This is a genomic window from Marinibium conchae, assembly GCF_015595035.1.
In the GTDB taxonomy this organism is placed as follows: Bacteria; Pseudomonadota; Gammaproteobacteria; order Enterobacterales; family Alteromonadaceae; genus Glaciecola.
Genome location: NZ_JADNRN010000001.1, coordinates 837,490 through 852,715 on the forward strand (window position 1 = coordinate 837,490; position 15,226 = coordinate 852,715).

A 15,226-nucleotide genomic window follows, 5' to 3' on the forward strand; every position below is an offset into this window, starting at 1 on the left:
TAGGTAATTGTCGGTTGATATTTAACCGTATTAAGCGAAGTTACTTGATGCAAAATCCCAATTCGCTAAGGCCCAATATGCCTCTAGGTAGTTAGGACGAACGTTGCGGTAATCGATGTAATAGGCATGCTCCCAAAGGTCACATGTTAACAACGGCGTAAGCCCTTCTTCAGTAATTGGAGTGCCAGCATTGCTTGTGTTTACGATATCTAAGCTACCGTCTGCTGTTTTAACCAGCCATGTCCAGCTTGAGCCAAAGTTGTTTACCGCTTTATCATTAAATGCTGCTTTAAAGTCAGCAAATGAGCCCCACTTTGCGTTGATAGCATCCGCTAATGCGCCTGATGGCTCGCCACCACCATTTGGGCTTAAACTGTTCCAATAAAAAGTGTGGTTCCAGATTTGCGCAGCGTTATTGAAAACACCACCGTCAGAATTTTTAACGATTTCTTCTAATGACTTGCTAGCAAGGTCAGTACCTTCAACTAAACCGTTTAGTTTGGTAACGTAAGTTGCGTGATGCTTGCCGTAGTGAAACTCTAAAGTTTCTGCTGAGATATGCGGTTCTAGTGCATTTTTTTCATAAGGTAATGCTGGAAGTTCAAAAGCCATTGTGTTCTCCGTTAGTAGGTCTATGTATTGTTTTAAGTATTGCTAACACAGTTAATGTTGGGCTTATTATAGTAAACCCAAGATAAAACGTGAAAAAATTAATTGATAAGATATAACTAGTTCGAAAATGAACTCGAAGAAGATCATTTTTTACTGATTTTTCGTTATATAGTCATTAAACTATGCGCAATTAAGATTTTTGTGATGCCCGTATTAATAATACCAGCGTGCAAGCTTGTAATATGCGATTTCATCACCACTTCTAAAGCAGCTTTTCGAATCATCTAAAAAGGGTTACATAATGGAAACAGTAGACAAAATTAAAGAGCAAATAAGCGAAAATCCGGTTCTTCTTTATATGAAAGGTTCTCCTAAGCTACCAAGCTGCGGGTTTTCAGCTCAAACAGTTCAAGCTTTAATGAGCTGTGGAGAGCAGTTTGCTTATGTGGATATTCTTCAAAACCCCGATATCCGAGCTGAGCTTCCAAAATATGCTGATTGGCCGACCTTTCCGCAACTATGGGTTAAAGGTGAGCTAATTGGAGGTTGCGACATTATTTTAGAAATGTTCCAACAGGGCGAATTACAACCTTTGTTGAAAAAAGCTGCCGTGAAAGCTGAAGACTAATTCGCGAAAGTACATTATTGAGGGTCATGCAACTAGCATTGTGTGGCCTTTTTTTATGCGTGTTTTTAAGCTAGGCCAGAAGTTGAGAGTATTGCTTAGCTATTTAAGGTGCTACAGCTGAAGAGGATTGATTTGAAAGTAACGGGTTTCAAGTAATAGGGTGAAAAATTTAGCCAACTTCTTTGAATAGGCTTTCGTCGATGATGGTGTCATCTATGATCGTCTGGGCTAACTCAACACACTTGCCACACTGACCACCCAGAGCCATTACTTTTTTAAGGTCGCGCATATTCCCAACGCCATGTGTTTCCACAGCGGTTTTGATTTGTTTATCAGTGATTCCGAAACACATGCATACAAACATTGCAGACCCAATAAAATAATTCAAGTTAGGATATGCAAATGATAATAATTGTTATTTGTTTTAAACGCAATAGTTTTTGCGACTAATTCTCAATTGCGTTTGCAAGTTATTATTATTCATCAGTTTTTTTTTCGATATTTTCAAGTGGCCAGGCGCCAATAGCGCTATATCGGTTTACTATGAAGCAAAACAATTCAGCGGTACGTTGAGTGTCGTAGAGAGCAGAATGGGCTTCCGACTGATTGAACTCAATACCAGCTGCCTCGCAAGCCTTTATCAATACGGTTTGACCCAAGGCGAGTGCTGATAAGCTGGTAGTATCGAAAGAAACAAAGGGGTGAAAAGGACTCCTTTTTATGTCGTGGCGAGCAATAGCGGCATTCACAAAGCTCTGGTCGAAAGTCGCATTATGAGCAACAATCACTGAACGTTGGCAATCCGCTTGTTTTTGATGCTTTCTCACATGTTTACAGAGGTTTTTGAATACGCTGTTTTCGTCAATCGCGCCGCGCAAAGCACAAAAAGGATCGATACCGTTAAAATCGATGGCCGCTTTTTCTATGTTTGCACCTTCAAATGGTATTACATGTTCGTGAAACGTTGCGTCAGGGACGAGCTCGCCTTTTTCGTCATACTTCAGCGTAATGGCTGCGATTTCAAGGAGAGCGTCAGACTGTGCGTTAAAGCCGGCTGTTTCAACATCAATAATAACTGGAAAGTAACCACGAAAACGATCTTTAAGCTGAGGCGAGGTGTTTGACATGAAAAAAGTAGTATCCTATTGAAGGCTTGTTTCGCCAATATGAATTGTTTGCTAAGTATTCATTCGAATCAGTCGATATCTATTACAATATAAAAATAATTATCATGTTGAATTTTCACGCTTGCTTTTTCCAAGCACTGGCCTTAACGAGACGACATTCTAAATGAAAAAACTTCTACTTAGCTTCTTTTGCTGCTTACCGTTTTTAGTATCAGCCAATTTACGAGAGTATAATGCATCTATCGAAAATTCTGAATGGTCTTTAGGTGAGCAAACGAAATTAAAATGTGAACTCACTCATCCAATCCCAGGCTATGGTAAGGCTACTTTTGTTACAGAGGCATCCAAACAACTGAATCTAGAGTTTGTGTTGGATATGCTTCGCCTTCCTAATCGCTACGATTCGGCAACTGTTTATTCAGCGCCACCAAAATGGATGCCAGGTGCAGTACGCAAAACGATAGGAAGCATGAGCCTGCGTAAACAGTACGACGGTGATCTACCTTCAGACTCGGCTTGGGAGATGCTAACAGAGCTCGAGAAGGGGTATTGGCCGACTATCTTTTATCAAGACTGGAATAATCGTAATGACGCCGTGGCAGTCGCACTTAATTCCAGTAATTTTATACCGTCATACTATGCGTTTTCTGATTGCGTGGCGAATCTCTTGCCATTCAGTTTCGATGACATTGCTTATACCGTGCTGAGTTATAAGAAGAGTAGCGTTGAATTAACAAAATACTCACAGCGCCGATTAGACATGATAGGCGAATACCTGAAAGAAGATACTGATTTAGAATTGGTGTTGCTTGATGGTTACACGGATAGCTACGGTGGCAGTTGGAACAATGAGCAACTCTCCATACGCCGCGCTAATGAGATACGAGACTATTTTGCTTCGATGGGTGTCGATTCTCAACGCATTGAAGTAACCGGCCATGGTGAAAAACGTCACATTGCGCCTAATGACGATGAAATGACTCGCCCGCAAAACCGCCGAGTTGTAATACAGCTAGCAAAGCCATAATTAACCGCTAAGCCATCGCTTTGAGTAACAGCGTTATTGACTAGCGTCAATGAGAAATGATTTTACATGATCAACTTGGTCGCTAAACACGCCGTCTACTTCAAGCTCATTAAACAAGATATTCAGAAGCTCATGACTCGTCGCTTTGCGCTCTACATTACCGTCTTGTAGTTTTACTCCAAGGTCATCACTGCGAAAAGTGTATGGGTGCAACACTAAGCCCTCTGCCTCAATCTGTTCGGCAAAGCCGCTAGGCTTTCCATCAGGAGTAATAAGTTGAGGTATCCAAGCACCGACGCCGTCAGCATACTTCGCAATTTCGGCAACACCTTCGGCAGTCATCATCTGGGCATAGTCGGCACTAGTTTCTTGCCAGTCATTTTCGGCGACTAACTGAACCAGCTTGGCGGACACGCTAAATTCATCCCGCAAGCGCTTCAGCGTGTTGGGATAAAAGCTCTGAATATAAATGTTAGCGTCGGCCTGCGTAAGCCCTTCTTTTGCTAGAGCTTGGAAAACAGTATAGGTAATGTCCTTGCCCTCTCTAAGGTGCCATTCTGGTGCCTTTATCTCCGGGTAAAGCCCGACACTTTTATTAAAAATACGATTGAGATTGTTGATCAAGGCAATATGTTGCTCAAATGAAGCGACTTTAAATCTGGAATTTCCCTTGTAGCGCTCGGGATAGACTTGCTTTCCATCCAGATTTTGGCGTTCATGAACATAAAGCTGTTGAATTTCATCCCATGTGAAGTCTATGGCATAGAACCGCCCATCTTCTCTGGCTCGCTTCGGAAATACCTGCTCTACATTGGTGACTGTATCGATATGGATATCGTGCAGAACAATCAGTACGTTGTCTTTGCTCAGCACAAGATCTTGTTCGATATAGTCTGCTCCTTGCATAAAGGCTAAGGTAGCTGCCTCCATGGTATGTTCAGGTAGGTAGCCAGAAGCGCCTCGATGAGCAATAACTACCGCCTTATCAGTTTTAGAGGAGGCTTGTGCTAGTGCATTTTCATCTAATGATGAAGCACAGGATGTCACCAGCATTAAGACCATGACAATGTGGAGCGGATAAAAGCGAGCGTTAGCGGTAATAGACATTAGCATGAGATTACAATAATGACTTTTCTTGAATCAACTCAATAGCGTAACCGCTAGGGTCGCGAACAAAGGCGATGATCGTTTTCCCACCTTTTACCGGGCCTGGTTCACGGTAAACGTCACCGCCTTTTGCTTTGATGGTGTCGCAGACTGCATATATGTCATCGACTCCGATCGCAAGATGACCAAATGCATCACCATGATCATAATCTGTTTTGCCCCAGTTATAGGTAAGTTCAATAACAGTATTATCACTTTCATCACCGTAACCAATAAAGGCCAAGGTGTACTTGTATTCTTGATTGTCACTCTGGCGAAGCAATTTCATACCCAAGATGTCGGTGTAAAAGGCGATAGATTCATCCAAATTACCCACTCTTAGCATACTGTGTAATAGTCTCATGTTTATTTTTGCCCTTTGATTTTAATCTACTTATAACAATACAATAGTTCTTAAATAGAAGCTATTTGTCGCCTATCAATGTCTTGGTAATGAGTGTTCTGTGATGTAAATGCTATTTTATTTGGCTACGGCGTTGCCGTTTGCTGTACAGCCTAACTTTACACTCCGCAGGCACCACTTTTAGCAGCTTTACAGAGCCTCGAATAAGGTGACAAGCTCGTCCCAAAAACTACGAGATTCTATAGCGTTATCTCTTAACTGTTTTAAAACTGTGTCGGGATAAAAAACACCACTTTTGACGACAGCTCGTGGTGATTCAAGCACAGATAAATCATGTATAGGGTTTGTTTTGGACAAAATAAAGTCTGCGTTGTAGTTCTCTACTATCTGACCAATTTGATTGTCTAAATTCAATGCTTTAGCTGGGTTAATCGTAGCGGCAGTCAATACGTCAAAAGCGCTCAAGCCTGACTCCTGCATTAAGCGCATTTCATTATGAGTTGCTAAGCCGTGCGGTGACAGCAATACGCCGGAATCAGAACCTACAAGTAAGGTGATCCCTGACTCGTGAAAAACATTAGTAATATGCTTTAACAAAGTTAAGGTTTTTTGATTGTGTTTCGCCATCTCCTTTGATGCGGTTAACCAACGATTTACCTGATTATGTTTCGCTTCCAACGCGACGATGTCCGATGTGTACTCAGTAGGTATAGTTTCAAGGAACTGTTCTTTTTCATCACTAAGTTTCGTGAGTTGCTCATATATATTTAGGGTTGGCGTGAGCGGAACACCAGTTGCTCTTATTTCTTCAGCTATTTTGAATAATTTCTCAGGAGCAAACTTATAGTTAAGAGGCCCTTGATAAATATCCTCTACATGCTCAAAAGATTGGAACCCTGCGATTGAAGATACTGGCATATTACCTGAGGCATGTGGGCCATGTTTGGCGATGGGAAAATTTAGGATATTGCTAGCTTCAATAAGCGCCGTTAATGCTTCTTCATTCAAATTTCCATAGGCTTTTATTAAGTCATATCCTTGTGAATGATATTGCTTAACTGCCGCACTTGCTTGTGCCGCAGTATGCACCGTATGGTGAAAAATTGCATCGTCATAGCCTGAAAGAATGGGGCTACTAACAGTTGCGTTACTGCCGATTAGTTCTCCATTAGTTACCTGATCTCTCCATGTTAATTGGCTAAGAGTTCCATTCATAATGCGTACATGAGTTACACCATGACTTAGTGCTAAGGTAAATGCCGCTTTTTCATAAATATGAACATGCATATCAATAAGGCCCGGCGTTATATACCCACCATTGCCATCGATGACTGTGATGTCTGTTGGCGAGTCCAGTATCGGCAAATGGGCAATTTTTTTGATTTTTCCTTTACTTACTAAGATTGATTTATCGCGTTGAACCTTTCTGTTCTTAACATCAATAATATTGATATTGTTTAAGATGAATGTGTTTAAATTGGGCTTTAACTCAGCGCGTGCAATACAACTTATGCTAGAAATAATCGCGAGTAGTGTGATTAGTATTTTCATTGTTAACTCCTTTAAAAGATGAGGTTAAGTTAACAATGATTGCTTTTAAGAACGTCTAGTATCTTGCTTTTAGCCAGCTATCATCCTGTTCTTAGACTTTATATTTAGATTTATATTCACTTGGCGTCATGCTCGTATAATTTTTAAAGACATTATTAAACGTTGCCTTAGAGCTAAAGCCTGCTTCGGTATATAGTCGGGTGAGAGAGTAGTTAGAGCCAGCATCAAGTGCTTGACTAATATGCTTGATCCGAAACTCATTGATGTATTCATTAAATGATTTTTTAGCAACAGTATTAATTGCTCGCGAAATATCTCTTGGTTGTAACCCCGTTAACTCGCTCACATCGCTTAGTGTTAAACGAGGCTTTAAAAACCATTGGTTGGTAATAATTAAATTATTCAACTCCTCAAAGGTCGAATGATAACTATCCTGAAATGGCTCCTTGTTGGATTGCTCTCTATTGATTTGAATTGGTTTAGGTAGTGACTTTTGCTCTACCAGCTTTATTGTTATGACCATAACAGCAAGCAACCAAACGCTATTGTTAATTCCTTGGCCAATAATATTCATTTCATAAGAAATAAAAGGTTGGCTATTCAGCCTAACTAAATCTAGTAAATTAAACAGAGCTGTCATGACAATAACCCAAACTAACCATTTAAAAGAGTATTCGTCAGAATCTGAACGTTCTTCGTCTAATATACGTTTGTGCTTTATCAGTAATGCAGCTGTAAAATAGGCGTAGACTAATCGCCAAATAGTTCCAATGGCTATCACGATAGAAACGTGTGAACTAAATAGCAATAATGGAGCAACTGGTAATAAATGCACCCAATCGTTTTTTTCGAGTTTTTCATTGATGATATGTTTCGAGGCTAGATAAACGGCGGGGCCAAAGAGTAAAATAAATACAGGGCTGATGATGTAGATATCACGAGTAATACCTGTTTCTTCTAGTAGATTAACAATGGTCGCAAAGGCAATTAATCCAAGTAGTAGAGCAACACCATAGAAAGCTCTTTTTCGCCACAATAAAAGGACACCCAATAAAGATACGCTGATAGTCGCTGCTTGAATTAAGTTAACAAAATTGAGTGATTCCATACCGTCTATTAAAGTAAAAAAATATATTATTCTACTAAAATTATCCCACGTATCTTAAGGCTCGTAAACGACTTATAAGATGAGTGTTAATAAGGTAATGCCACTAAAAACATGTAACGAAAATTAAGCATAAGCATAAGCCTACAACAATCGATTTGTTACTCTACTTTATCTTTAAATTCACACAAATCCTCAATGATACAAGAGCCACAACGAGGTTTTCGAGCAACACAGGTATAACGCCCGTGGAGAATAAGCCAATGGTGCACGTCAACTTTAAACTCCGCAGGCACCACTTTTAGCAGCTTTTCTTCAACTTTATCTACATTTTTACCCATGGCGAGTTTGGTGCGGTTACTCACGCGAAAAATGTGAGTATCGACTGCGATGGTAGGCCAGCCAAACGCTGTGTTCAAAACAACGTTGGCGGTTTTTCTGCCAACTCCAGGCAGAGCCTCAAGCGCCGCTCTGTCTTCTGGGACCACTGAGCCATGTTTCTCTACCAATATTCGACAGGTTTCTATCACGTTTTTGGCTTTGGAATTAAACAAGCCAATTGTTTTTATATATTCCTTCAAGCCGTCGACGCCGAGTGCATGCATCGATTCGGGTGTATTCGCGACGGGAAATAATTTATCGGTTGCCTTATTAACTCCAACATCAGTCGCCTGCGCAGACAAGATAACCGCGATGAGTAATTCAAACGGTGATGAAAAGTTGAGCTCAGTGGTTGGTTGTGGATTATTCGCCCTTAGGCGAGATAAGATCTCGTAGCGCTTTTCTTTATTCATATGTCAGTTCCGGTAACGCGCGCACGCTCAACAACTTTATTCGCTTTTTCAGACGCCATGCGTTTTTCAATCCATTTATCAATCACATTTTTAAACGCAATAAGTAAGCCCATGCCTAAAAATGCGCCTGGTGGCAAAATAGCGATCAAAAACGGGCTATCTGTTTGGAATACCACAATGGTGAGTTCAGCTGCCCAATCACCCAATAATAAGTCAGCACCAGTGAGCAGTGTGCCGTAGCCGAGTAATTCGCGCATTGCGCCCAAGACAACGAGTATGAGAGTGAAGCCAAGGCCCATCATTAAGCCATCAAATGCGGCTAGCTGAACTGGGTTCTTAGAAGCATAGGCTTCTGCTCTGCCGATGATGGCGCAATTAGTTACAATGAGCGGTATAAAAATGCCGAGCGCTTGATACAGTTCGAAGGTAAAAGCGTTCATCAATAGTTGGACAATCGTCACAAAGGCTGCGATGACCATTACAAATATAGGGATGCGGATTTCATTAGGTACAAAATTGCGTACCAATGAAACAGTAATATTGGAGCCCAGCAATACTAGGGTGGTTGCAATACCAAGGCCAAGACCGTTTATAACCGTCGCTGTAACAGCTAACAGAGGGCATAAGCCCAACAGTTGCACCAACGCGGGGTTATTTTTCCAAATGCCTTGTAAGCTAAGATCCTTATATTCATTCATCGCGAAGTTCTCCGCCCAAGTTCTGCGAACGACCTGCCGACTCACAATTTGATGGCGTATCGAAAATCATTGTTTGGTTTTCATTAAAGAAGACTAGGGCATTTTTAACAGCGTTAACCACCGCTCTTGGTGTGATTGTTGCCCCGGTGAACTGGTCGAATTGACCGCCGTCTTTTTTCACTTGCCACCTTTTGTCCTCGGGTCCAGAAAAAGGCACGTCATTAAACGAAAGTATCCAATCATCAACTCGGATATCTACTTTGTCGCCTAAGCCAGGTGTTTCCTTGTGCTCAACTACGCGGGCACCGAGAGAGTTTCCGTTAATATCTGCCGCAACTACAAGCTTAATCGCGCCGCTATAACCGTCAGGAGCACTTGCTTCAATGACTGCGGCAACATTGTTTTCACCATCTCGAGCGCGAAAAATACGCTTGGGTGCAGCATTACCTAACAAGCTTTGATCGGCAACACTGATACAGTCGAGGTGAAGCTCGTTGCTATGTGCAGACTCCGGAACTAAATCGTTTAAAACCGACAAGAGTTGTTTTTCTTGAGCTGCTCTTATTCTTTCTTCTGTACCGTTAAACGTTAGGGCTATTAAACCCGTCGTGACCAATGCGAAGGCGGCTAGTATTCCACCGTTCTTACCCATATACTTCGCTATCATGATGATTTGCCCGCTGTTTTCTTATGGCCGTAGGTTCTGGGTTGCGTATAGTAATCAATTAACGGAACAGCCATGTTCATTATTAGCACCGCGAAAGCAACTGCGTCAGGGTAGCCGCCCCAGTTACGGATGACAATAATCCACACACCTATGGCAAAGCCAAAGATCAAACGGCCCTTATTTGTTGTCGATGCCGATACCGGGTCGGTAGCAATGAAAAAGGCACCAAGAATAAGACTGCCATTAAACAAATGAAATACTGGCGAAGCAAACTGGTCAGGGTCAACCATATAAAACAACAAGCTGAGTATCAGCGCGCCAAATAGCATACTGCCTGGAATATGCCAGTTAATCACTTTTGTTTTTATCAGAAATAAGCCGCCAGCAAGGTAGGCGAGGGCGACCCAAGTCCAACCCTTCCCAAAAGCACCATCAAGAATGAGATGCTGTTGTGCTTCGCTTACGGTATAGCCTTGTAGTAATGAGGTTTTCACGTGGTCCAGAGGGGTGGCCATAGTGATGCCATCATATCCTACTTTGAGTTGTTCGATAGAAAACCCCGTAGTAGTGAACCCAGTAAATACTGTGTGTACCGCATCATAAAATGAGTAGGATTGCTCCGCTATTGACTGTGGAGGGAGCCACGAGGTCATCGCTACAGGGAATGACACCAATAAAAGAACGTAACCAGCCATAGCAGGATTGAACATATTGAAGCCCAAGCCACCATAGAGTTGTTTTACAACGGCGATGGAGAAAAATGTGCCAATGACAATCACCCACCATGGAGCGAGTGGTGGTATCGAAATCGCTAACAAGACTGCTGTAAGTACAGCACTATAGTCTTTCAAAATACGTTCGGTTCGTTTTTTTCTGAGCTCGAGTATAAGGCCTTCAGTAATTAGGGCTGTCGCGATAGCTAAAGCGAGTTGTATGAGAATACCAAAGCCGAAAAACCAAATGTTGGCCAAAATGCCTGGGATGCAGGCGTAGCAAACCATGCGCATAACCTGTCCAGTATCGCGGCGGATATGGTGATGAGGTGAACTCGAAATACTTAATTTACGCATCAGTTATTTTCTTCACCTTGATTATTATTAGCCTCAGCGGCTTCAGTTTGTTTTTGTTTTGCTGCTTTTGCTTCGCGCGCCTTTTTTGCTTTTGCCTTAGCGAGCGCCGCAGCGACTCTCTTTTTCTTTAACTCTGCAGCCTTGGCTTTCTCGCTTTCTGCAGCAGGTACTTCTGATTCATTCGTATCTTCAGGTATTTTGGTAATAGGGCTATTTTTTTTCTTTTTGCTGCTAGGCGCTGACGTCTCATCAACTACACCTGCTGCCTGCTTTGTTTTTTTTGCTTTTGCCTTAGCTATTGCAGCAGCAACTTTTGCTTTTTTATCGCTGTCTTTGTCTTGCTTTGTTTGTTTGCTTGTTTGTTCAGTGCTAACTGTCGCTTGGTTTGTACTTCTTGCGCTCGTCTCATTTGTCGTTTTTTCACTAGGCGTCGTGGTATCTGCTACAGCTTGTTTTGCAAGTGCTTCTTTTTTGGCTTTTGCTCTTGCAAGTGCGGCTGCAATTTTATCTTTGGCCGCACCGCCATCTTTCGTCATCGACGACTTTCTTGCTTCTGCAGCTAGACGATGCTTTTCTTCTCTTTCCTCTTTCTCTCGCTGAAGTCTTGCTTTACGGGCCTCAAAGCGAATTTTGGCCTTCTCAGACTTCGCTTTTTCTTCTTGTTGATTTCGAATATCGGCTTTGGCTTGACGATAATAATGTACGAGCGGAATCTCACTCGGACATACGTAGGCGCATGCACCACACTCTATACAGTCAAATAAGTGATATTCTTGTGCTTTATCTAATTCTTTCGCTTTGCTATACCAAAACATTTGTTGAGGTAATAACGATACTGGGCAGGCGTCTGCGCATGCTGAGCAGCGTATGCATGCTCTCTCGTCATCTATATGCGGCAATTCTTCATCGCTGGGCACCAGTAAACAGTTAGTAATTTTAACGACTGGTGTTTTGGTTGATGTGATCGCAAAGCCCATCATTGGACCTCCCATCACCACTCGAGCTTCTTTTTGTTTGTTGGCTAAATAACCGGCACTTTCGAGGAGTTCTTCAACGGGCGTGCCGAGCCGAGCCCATACGTTCTTTGGTGTTTGCACCGCTTCACCTGTTATCGTCACAACCCGCTTAATCAATGGTTTTCCTTCCACGATGGCATCAGCAATCGCATAGCAGGTACCCACGTTGTACATAATGCAAGCGACATCGCTGGGAAGCCCATTGGCGGGTACTTCTCTTGATGTTAATACTTGAATCAATTGCTTTTCGCCGCCGGCTGGGTATTTTGTTGGCACCGAAACAACCTGATAATTGTCTTTTTGTTGGCAGGCAATAGCCATTGTTTCAAGCGCCTCAGGTTTATTGTCCTCCACAGCCACTAATACCTGTTTAGGCTGAAGAATATGCACCAGAATGTCGATGCCCTGACGAATTTGCCACGCATGCTCTCGCATTAAGCGATCATCAGAGCTAATGTAAGGCTCACATTCAATGCCGTTAATAATTAGGAATTCAGTGGGTTGAACGCTAGTGGTTTTTATATGCGTTGGGAAACCAGCTCCTCCGAGCCCGCTGATTCCGGCCTCACAAATCATGTTGATTAAGTCTACACTCGCTACTTTGGTAAAATCCGGCACGGGTTTTAAGCTTATCCACTGGTCTTGCCCATCAGGCTCGATTGTCACGGTGAGTTCAGGTATTCCTGAGGGATGCGCCGATACATGTTCAGCAATATTTGTAACGGTTCCCGAGCTTGGCGCATGAACGGGCACTGCCATTGACTGCTCGTTGTTGGTCAGTGCTTGCCCCTTTAGAACATGGTCACCTACCTCTACCAATAACTCTCCATGAACACCAATATGCTGTTTTACAGGCACATAATAAGCGCTTGCTAAGGGCATCGCTTCAATATTGTGTTGGTTGGATAATGATTTTTTCTGCTCAGGATGTACGCCACCTGGAAAATCCCAAAGTTGATTCACACTGAGGCGTTCCATAATTTGGTCATAGTCTGCAAACATACTCACCCTCTTACGACACTTGCTTTATTGGGATGTCGCCCACAGGCACTTTAGAGAAATTCCACTCCCAATGACTAGCATCCACTTCAACCGGAATCATGTCGATACAGTCTACGGGGCAGGGGTCGACGCATAAATCACAACCCGTGCACTCATCGGTAATAATGGTATGCATCTGCTTTGCAGCGCCGATGATGGCATCGACAGGGCAAGCCTGAATACACTTTGTGCAACCTATGCATTCGTCTTCTCGGATAAATGCCACTTTTTTGATGTCTTCCACACCATGAGCGGCATCAAGTGGTTTCGCTTCTACACCCATTAGGTCGGCGAGTTCCTTAATGGTTGCTTCCCCTCCCGGTGGACACTTATTGATGTCATCACCGTTTGCAATCGCCTCTGCGTAAGGTTTACACCCTGGATAGCCACATTGCCCGCATTGAGTTTGTGGAAGTATTGCGTCTATTTGTTCAACTAGAGGATCGCCTTCGACTTTAAAGCGAATAGCCGCAAAGCCTAATATGGCCCCAAAAACGAGGGCAAGTAGGGCAACAATGAGAAGTGAGCCAAAGGTAAACATTATTTAATAAGCCCCGAAAATCCCATGAAGGCTAAAGACATAAGTCCGGCGGTAATCATCGCTATCGATGCGCCTTTGAAAGGTGAGGGCACATCTGCGGCGGCAAGTCGTTCGCGCATGGCTGCAAACAAAATAAGTGCGAGAGAAAAGCCTACTGCCGCACCGAAACCATAGATGATGCTTTCGATGAAGTTGTGTTGTTCGGTAATATTTAACAAAGCAACGCCGAGCACAGCGCAGTTGGTTGTTATTAAAGGAAGAAAAATACCAAGCAGACGATAAAGCGTTGGACTTGTTTTATGCACAACCATTTCGGTAAATTGCACGACCACTGCAATAACCAAAATAAAGCTAAGCGTTCTTAAATACTCAATACCTAAAGGTGCGAGAATGTAGCTTTCAACAAGGTAGCTAGACATGGATGCGATAGTCAAAACGAAGGTGGTTGCCATAGACATACCAATTGCGGTTTCAAGTTTACCCGACACACCCATAAAAGGGCACAAACCGAGGAACTGAACCAACACAAAGTTGTTTACCAGTATAGTACCGACCAATAGTAGGATGATTTCTGTCATTGCTTCTCGAGTGAACCATGTTGTGTCTATGTTTACTGAAATTTATGCTTTTTGGTTTTGCACATGGAATTATCGCTTTTTACAGTCAAAAGAACAACTTGTATCGATATTTAAAAAGAGACTTTGAGTAAAGCTAAAACCACAGAGTGATTATGTTTATGCTTTTTACTTTGAGAGTTTGTATTTTTAGAAATGAAGTGGCTCCCCCTCCCCGACTCGAACGGGGGACCTGCGGATTAACAGTCCGTCGCTCTAACCAACTGAGCTAAGGGGGAACAGGTCTTTCAGCTACGAAAAGGCTCGTAGCATTGCTGGTTAAAAGTGGCTCCCCCTCCCCGACTCGAACGGGGGACCTGCGGATTAACAGTCCGTCGCTCTAACCAACTGAGCTAAGGGGGACCTGCTTTTAACGGATGCGAATACTAATGAGCGAATGGCCTTGTGTCAACAAAGAACTTAGCTTTTTTTTGTTTAATTTTGTGTTGATTATTTACTAGGCAGCATAGATTTAACTAGCAAGACCCGAGCAAGCCTTCGAATAATAGATTACTAAATTTTAAGTCACTGAAAATACGTTGGTATTTTCTATAATCAAGGTGCTTCAGTTTATCATTGTAATGTTAAATAACTCTTTTCTTGTGTTTATCCATTATCTATCGCAATTAGTTATTAAAAATAGTTTGACCACTGTTGTTATGTCCAGTTGTTTGAAGTATTGTGGCCTAGTCGGAATACGTACAAGGTTAGTGGTGACTTACATAAATTTTTGCCAAATGCTCCTAAGAAAGCGTCATTATTAGGGCGCATACAGTTATCCACCAGATCTGTGGATAAGTGTGTGGATGATATTGTGAAAAAAGCGATAATTATCATTACTTGAAAGTCAATCAATTATGTGAATATTTTAATAAAAATAAAATATCTATAAAAATCATAGGTTTAACCTTTAGGTGCTTTTTTTGAAGTTTTTGTTGTTGACAATCAAAACTTGCTTAAAGGCCTGTGTATTACTTCTAAATATGTTTTTCGCAAAGACAATTGTGACAGTTTATTGACGGTTTTTTGACCCAATTCCAATGACTTGTAACTTTCAAGCCGACAAAGAGGCTATACTTTTCATGCGGATAATTTAATCGAGTGAAATTTGGACTTAATTAAATCTTAAATTAACTAAAGTGCATACTTAATAGCAGGCATAGTAACCATTAATTATATTATGAATAATAGTGAATAAAACAGAGCTGACATCGGCTAACAGAAA

The 15,226-nt window shown here is 42.1% G+C and carries 16 protein-coding genes and 2 tRNA genes; 2 read left to right on the forward strand and 16 right to left on the reverse strand.

From position 1 onward, the window contains the following. Positions 1-30: 30 nt before the first annotated feature. Positions 31-612, reverse strand: coding sequence for a superoxide dismutase (locus ISG33_RS03520; protein WP_195732157.1), 582 nt, complete (start codon positions 610-612; stop codon positions 31-33). Between the two features lie 301 nt (positions 613-913). Here ISG33_RS03520 and ISG33_RS03525 point away from each other — a divergent pair, with 301 nt between their 5' ends. Beyond that, a complete protein-coding gene (locus ISG33_RS03525) occupies positions 914-1,240 on the forward strand; it encodes a Grx4 family monothiol glutaredoxin (protein ID WP_305040884.1) in 327 nt (108 codons plus the stop codon). 169 nt (positions 1,241-1,409) lie between these two features. Here ISG33_RS03525 and ISG33_RS03530 read toward each other — a convergent pair whose 3' ends face one another. Next, complete coding sequence (locus ISG33_RS03530; protein ID WP_195732158.1) at positions 1,410-1,604, reverse strand: (2Fe-2S)-binding protein; 195 nt, start codon at positions 1,602-1,604, stop codon at positions 1,410-1,412. A gap of 112 nt (positions 1,605-1,716) precedes the next feature. Then, a complete protein-coding gene (gene rnt, locus ISG33_RS03535; protein ID WP_195732159.1) occupies positions 1,717-2,367 on the reverse strand; it encodes a ribonuclease T in 651 nt (216 codons plus the stop codon). Between the two features lie 163 nt (positions 2,368-2,530). Between rnt and ISG33_RS03540 the strand changes: the two genes are divergently transcribed. Beyond that, positions 2,531-3,394 carry a flagellar protein MotY gene (locus ISG33_RS03540; RefSeq protein WP_195732160.1) on the forward strand — a complete coding sequence of 288 codons (864 nt, stop codon included), beginning with the start codon at positions 2,531-2,533 and terminating at the stop codon, positions 3,392-3,394. 33 nt (positions 3,395-3,427) lie between these two features. Here ISG33_RS03540 and glpQ read toward each other — a convergent pair whose 3' ends face one another. From glpQ to ISG33_RS03605, 13 genes are all read right to left on the reverse strand, one after another. Then, entirely contained in the window at positions 3,428-4,507 is a 1,080-nt protein-coding gene (gene glpQ / locus ISG33_RS03545; RefSeq protein ID WP_229333439.1) for a glycerophosphodiester phosphodiesterase, read from the reverse strand. Positions 4,508-4,511: 4 nt separating this feature from the next. Beyond that, positions 4,512-4,904 (reverse strand): lactoylglutathione lyase, encoded by a 393-nt coding sequence (gloA, locus tag ISG33_RS03550; RefSeq protein ID WP_195732161.1) that lies wholly within the window; start codon positions 4,902-4,904, stop codon positions 4,512-4,514. A gap of 189 nt (positions 4,905-5,093) precedes the next feature. Continuing rightward, entirely contained in the window at positions 5,094-6,455 is a 1,362-nt protein-coding gene (locus tag ISG33_RS03555; protein ID WP_195732162.1) for an amidohydrolase family protein, read from the reverse strand. Positions 6,456-6,546: 91 nt separating this feature from the next. Then, complete coding sequence (locus tag ISG33_RS03560; RefSeq protein ID WP_195732163.1) at positions 6,547-7,563, reverse strand: helix-turn-helix domain-containing protein; 1,017 nt, start codon at positions 7,561-7,563, stop codon at positions 6,547-6,549. A gap of 158 nt (positions 7,564-7,721) precedes the next feature. After that, complete coding sequence (nth, locus tag ISG33_RS03565; protein ID WP_195732164.1) at positions 7,722-8,354, reverse strand: endonuclease III; 633 nt, start codon at positions 8,352-8,354, stop codon at positions 7,722-7,724. Then, the gene (locus ISG33_RS03570) at positions 8,351-9,052 is read right to left on the reverse strand and encodes an electron transport complex subunit E (protein ID WP_195732165.1); all 702 of its coding nucleotides are present in this window, start codon (positions 9,050-9,052) and stop codon (positions 8,351-8,353) included. The genes nth and ISG33_RS03570 overlap by 4 nt, the downstream gene beginning before the upstream one ends. Beyond that, positions 9,045-9,719: an electron transport complex subunit RsxG gene (rsxG, locus tag ISG33_RS03575; RefSeq protein WP_229333440.1), complete on the reverse strand. Its 675-nt coding sequence runs from the start codon at positions 9,717-9,719 to the stop codon at positions 9,045-9,047. The genes ISG33_RS03570 and rsxG overlap by 8 nt, the downstream gene beginning before the upstream one ends. Next, positions 9,716-10,789 (reverse strand): electron transport complex subunit RsxD, encoded by a 1,074-nt coding sequence (gene rsxD, locus ISG33_RS03580; RefSeq protein WP_195732166.1) that lies wholly within the window; start codon positions 10,787-10,789, stop codon positions 9,716-9,718. Before rsxD ends, rsxG begins: the two co-directional genes overlap by 4 nt. After that, on the reverse strand, positions 10,789-12,807 hold the full coding sequence (gene rsxC, locus ISG33_RS03585) for an electron transport complex subunit RsxC (protein ID WP_195732167.1): 2,019 nt from the start codon (positions 12,805-12,807) through the stop codon (positions 10,789-10,791). The genes rsxD and rsxC overlap by 1 nt, the downstream gene beginning before the upstream one ends. Positions 12,808-12,817: 10 nt before the next feature. After that, the gene (gene rsxB, locus ISG33_RS03590) at positions 12,818-13,387 is read right to left on the reverse strand and encodes an electron transport complex subunit RsxB (protein WP_195732168.1); all 570 of its coding nucleotides are present in this window, start codon (positions 13,385-13,387) and stop codon (positions 12,818-12,820) included. Then, positions 13,387-13,965 carry an electron transport complex subunit RsxA gene (gene rsxA / locus ISG33_RS03595; protein WP_195732169.1) on the reverse strand — a complete coding sequence of 193 codons (579 nt, stop codon included), beginning with the start codon at positions 13,963-13,965 and terminating at the stop codon, positions 13,387-13,389. Before rsxA ends, rsxB begins: the two co-directional genes overlap by 1 nt. A gap of 198 nt (positions 13,966-14,163) precedes the next feature. Further along, a tRNA-Asn gene (locus tag ISG33_RS03600) sits at positions 14,164-14,240 on the reverse strand. Positions 14,241-14,287: 47 nt separating this feature from the next. Further along, positions 14,288-14,364 (reverse strand) — tRNA-Asn (locus tag ISG33_RS03605). Between the last annotated feature and the right edge of the window lie 862 nt (positions 14,365-15,226).

Coding starts and splice junctions, on each gene's coding strand:
- rsxA (WP_195732169.1), bottom strand. CDS start 13,965: ATGACAGAAATCATCCTACTATTGGTCGGTACTATACTGGTAAACAAC.
- ISG33_RS03525 (WP_305040884.1), top strand. CDS start 914: ATGGAAACAGTAGACAAAATTAAAGAGCAAATAAGCGAAAATCCGGTT.
- rsxC (WP_195732167.1), bottom strand. CDS start 12,807: ATGTTTGCAGACTATGACCAAATTATGGAACGCCTCAGTGTGAATCAA.
- ISG33_RS03540 (WP_195732160.1), top strand. CDS start 2,531: ATGAAAAAACTTCTACTTAGCTTCTTTTGCTGCTTACCGTTTTTAGTA.
- ISG33_RS03520 (WP_195732157.1), bottom strand. CDS start 612: ATGGCTTTTGAACTTCCAGCATTACCTTATGAAAAAAATGCACTAGAA.
- rnt (WP_195732159.1), bottom strand. CDS start 2,367: ATGTCAAACACCTCGCCTCAGCTTAAAGATCGTTTTCGTGGTTACTTT.
- ISG33_RS03555 (WP_195732162.1), bottom strand. CDS start 6,455: ATGAAAATACTAATCACACTACTCGCGATTATTTCTAGCATAAGTTGT.
- ISG33_RS03570 (WP_195732165.1), bottom strand. CDS start 9,052: ATGAATGAATATAAGGATCTTAGCTTACAAGGCATTTGGAAAAATAAC.
- ISG33_RS03530 (WP_195732158.1), bottom strand. CDS start 1,604: ATGTTTGTATGCATGTGTTTCGGAATCACTGATAAACAAATCAAAACC.
- rsxB (WP_195732168.1), bottom strand. CDS start 13,387: ATGTTTACCTTTGGCTCACTTCTCATTGTTGCCCTACTTGCCCTCGTT.
- rsxD (WP_195732166.1), bottom strand. CDS start 10,789: ATGCGTAAATTAAGTATTTCGAGTTCACCTCATCACCATATCCGCCGC.
- glpQ (WP_229333439.1), bottom strand. CDS start 4,507: ATGCTAATGTCTATTACCGCTAACGCTCGCTTTTATCCGCTCCACATT.
- nth (WP_195732164.1), bottom strand. CDS start 8,354: ATGAATAAAGAAAAGCGCTACGAGATCTTATCTCGCCTAAGGGCGAAT.
- ISG33_RS03560 (WP_195732163.1), bottom strand. CDS start 7,563: ATGGAATCACTCAATTTTGTTAACTTAATTCAAGCAGCGACTATCAGC.
- gloA (WP_195732161.1), bottom strand. CDS start 4,904: ATGAGACTATTACACAGTATGCTAAGAGTGGGTAATTTGGATGAATCT.
- rsxG (WP_229333440.1), bottom strand. CDS start 9,719: ATGATAGCGAAGTATATGGGTAAGAACGGTGGAATACTAGCCGCCTTC.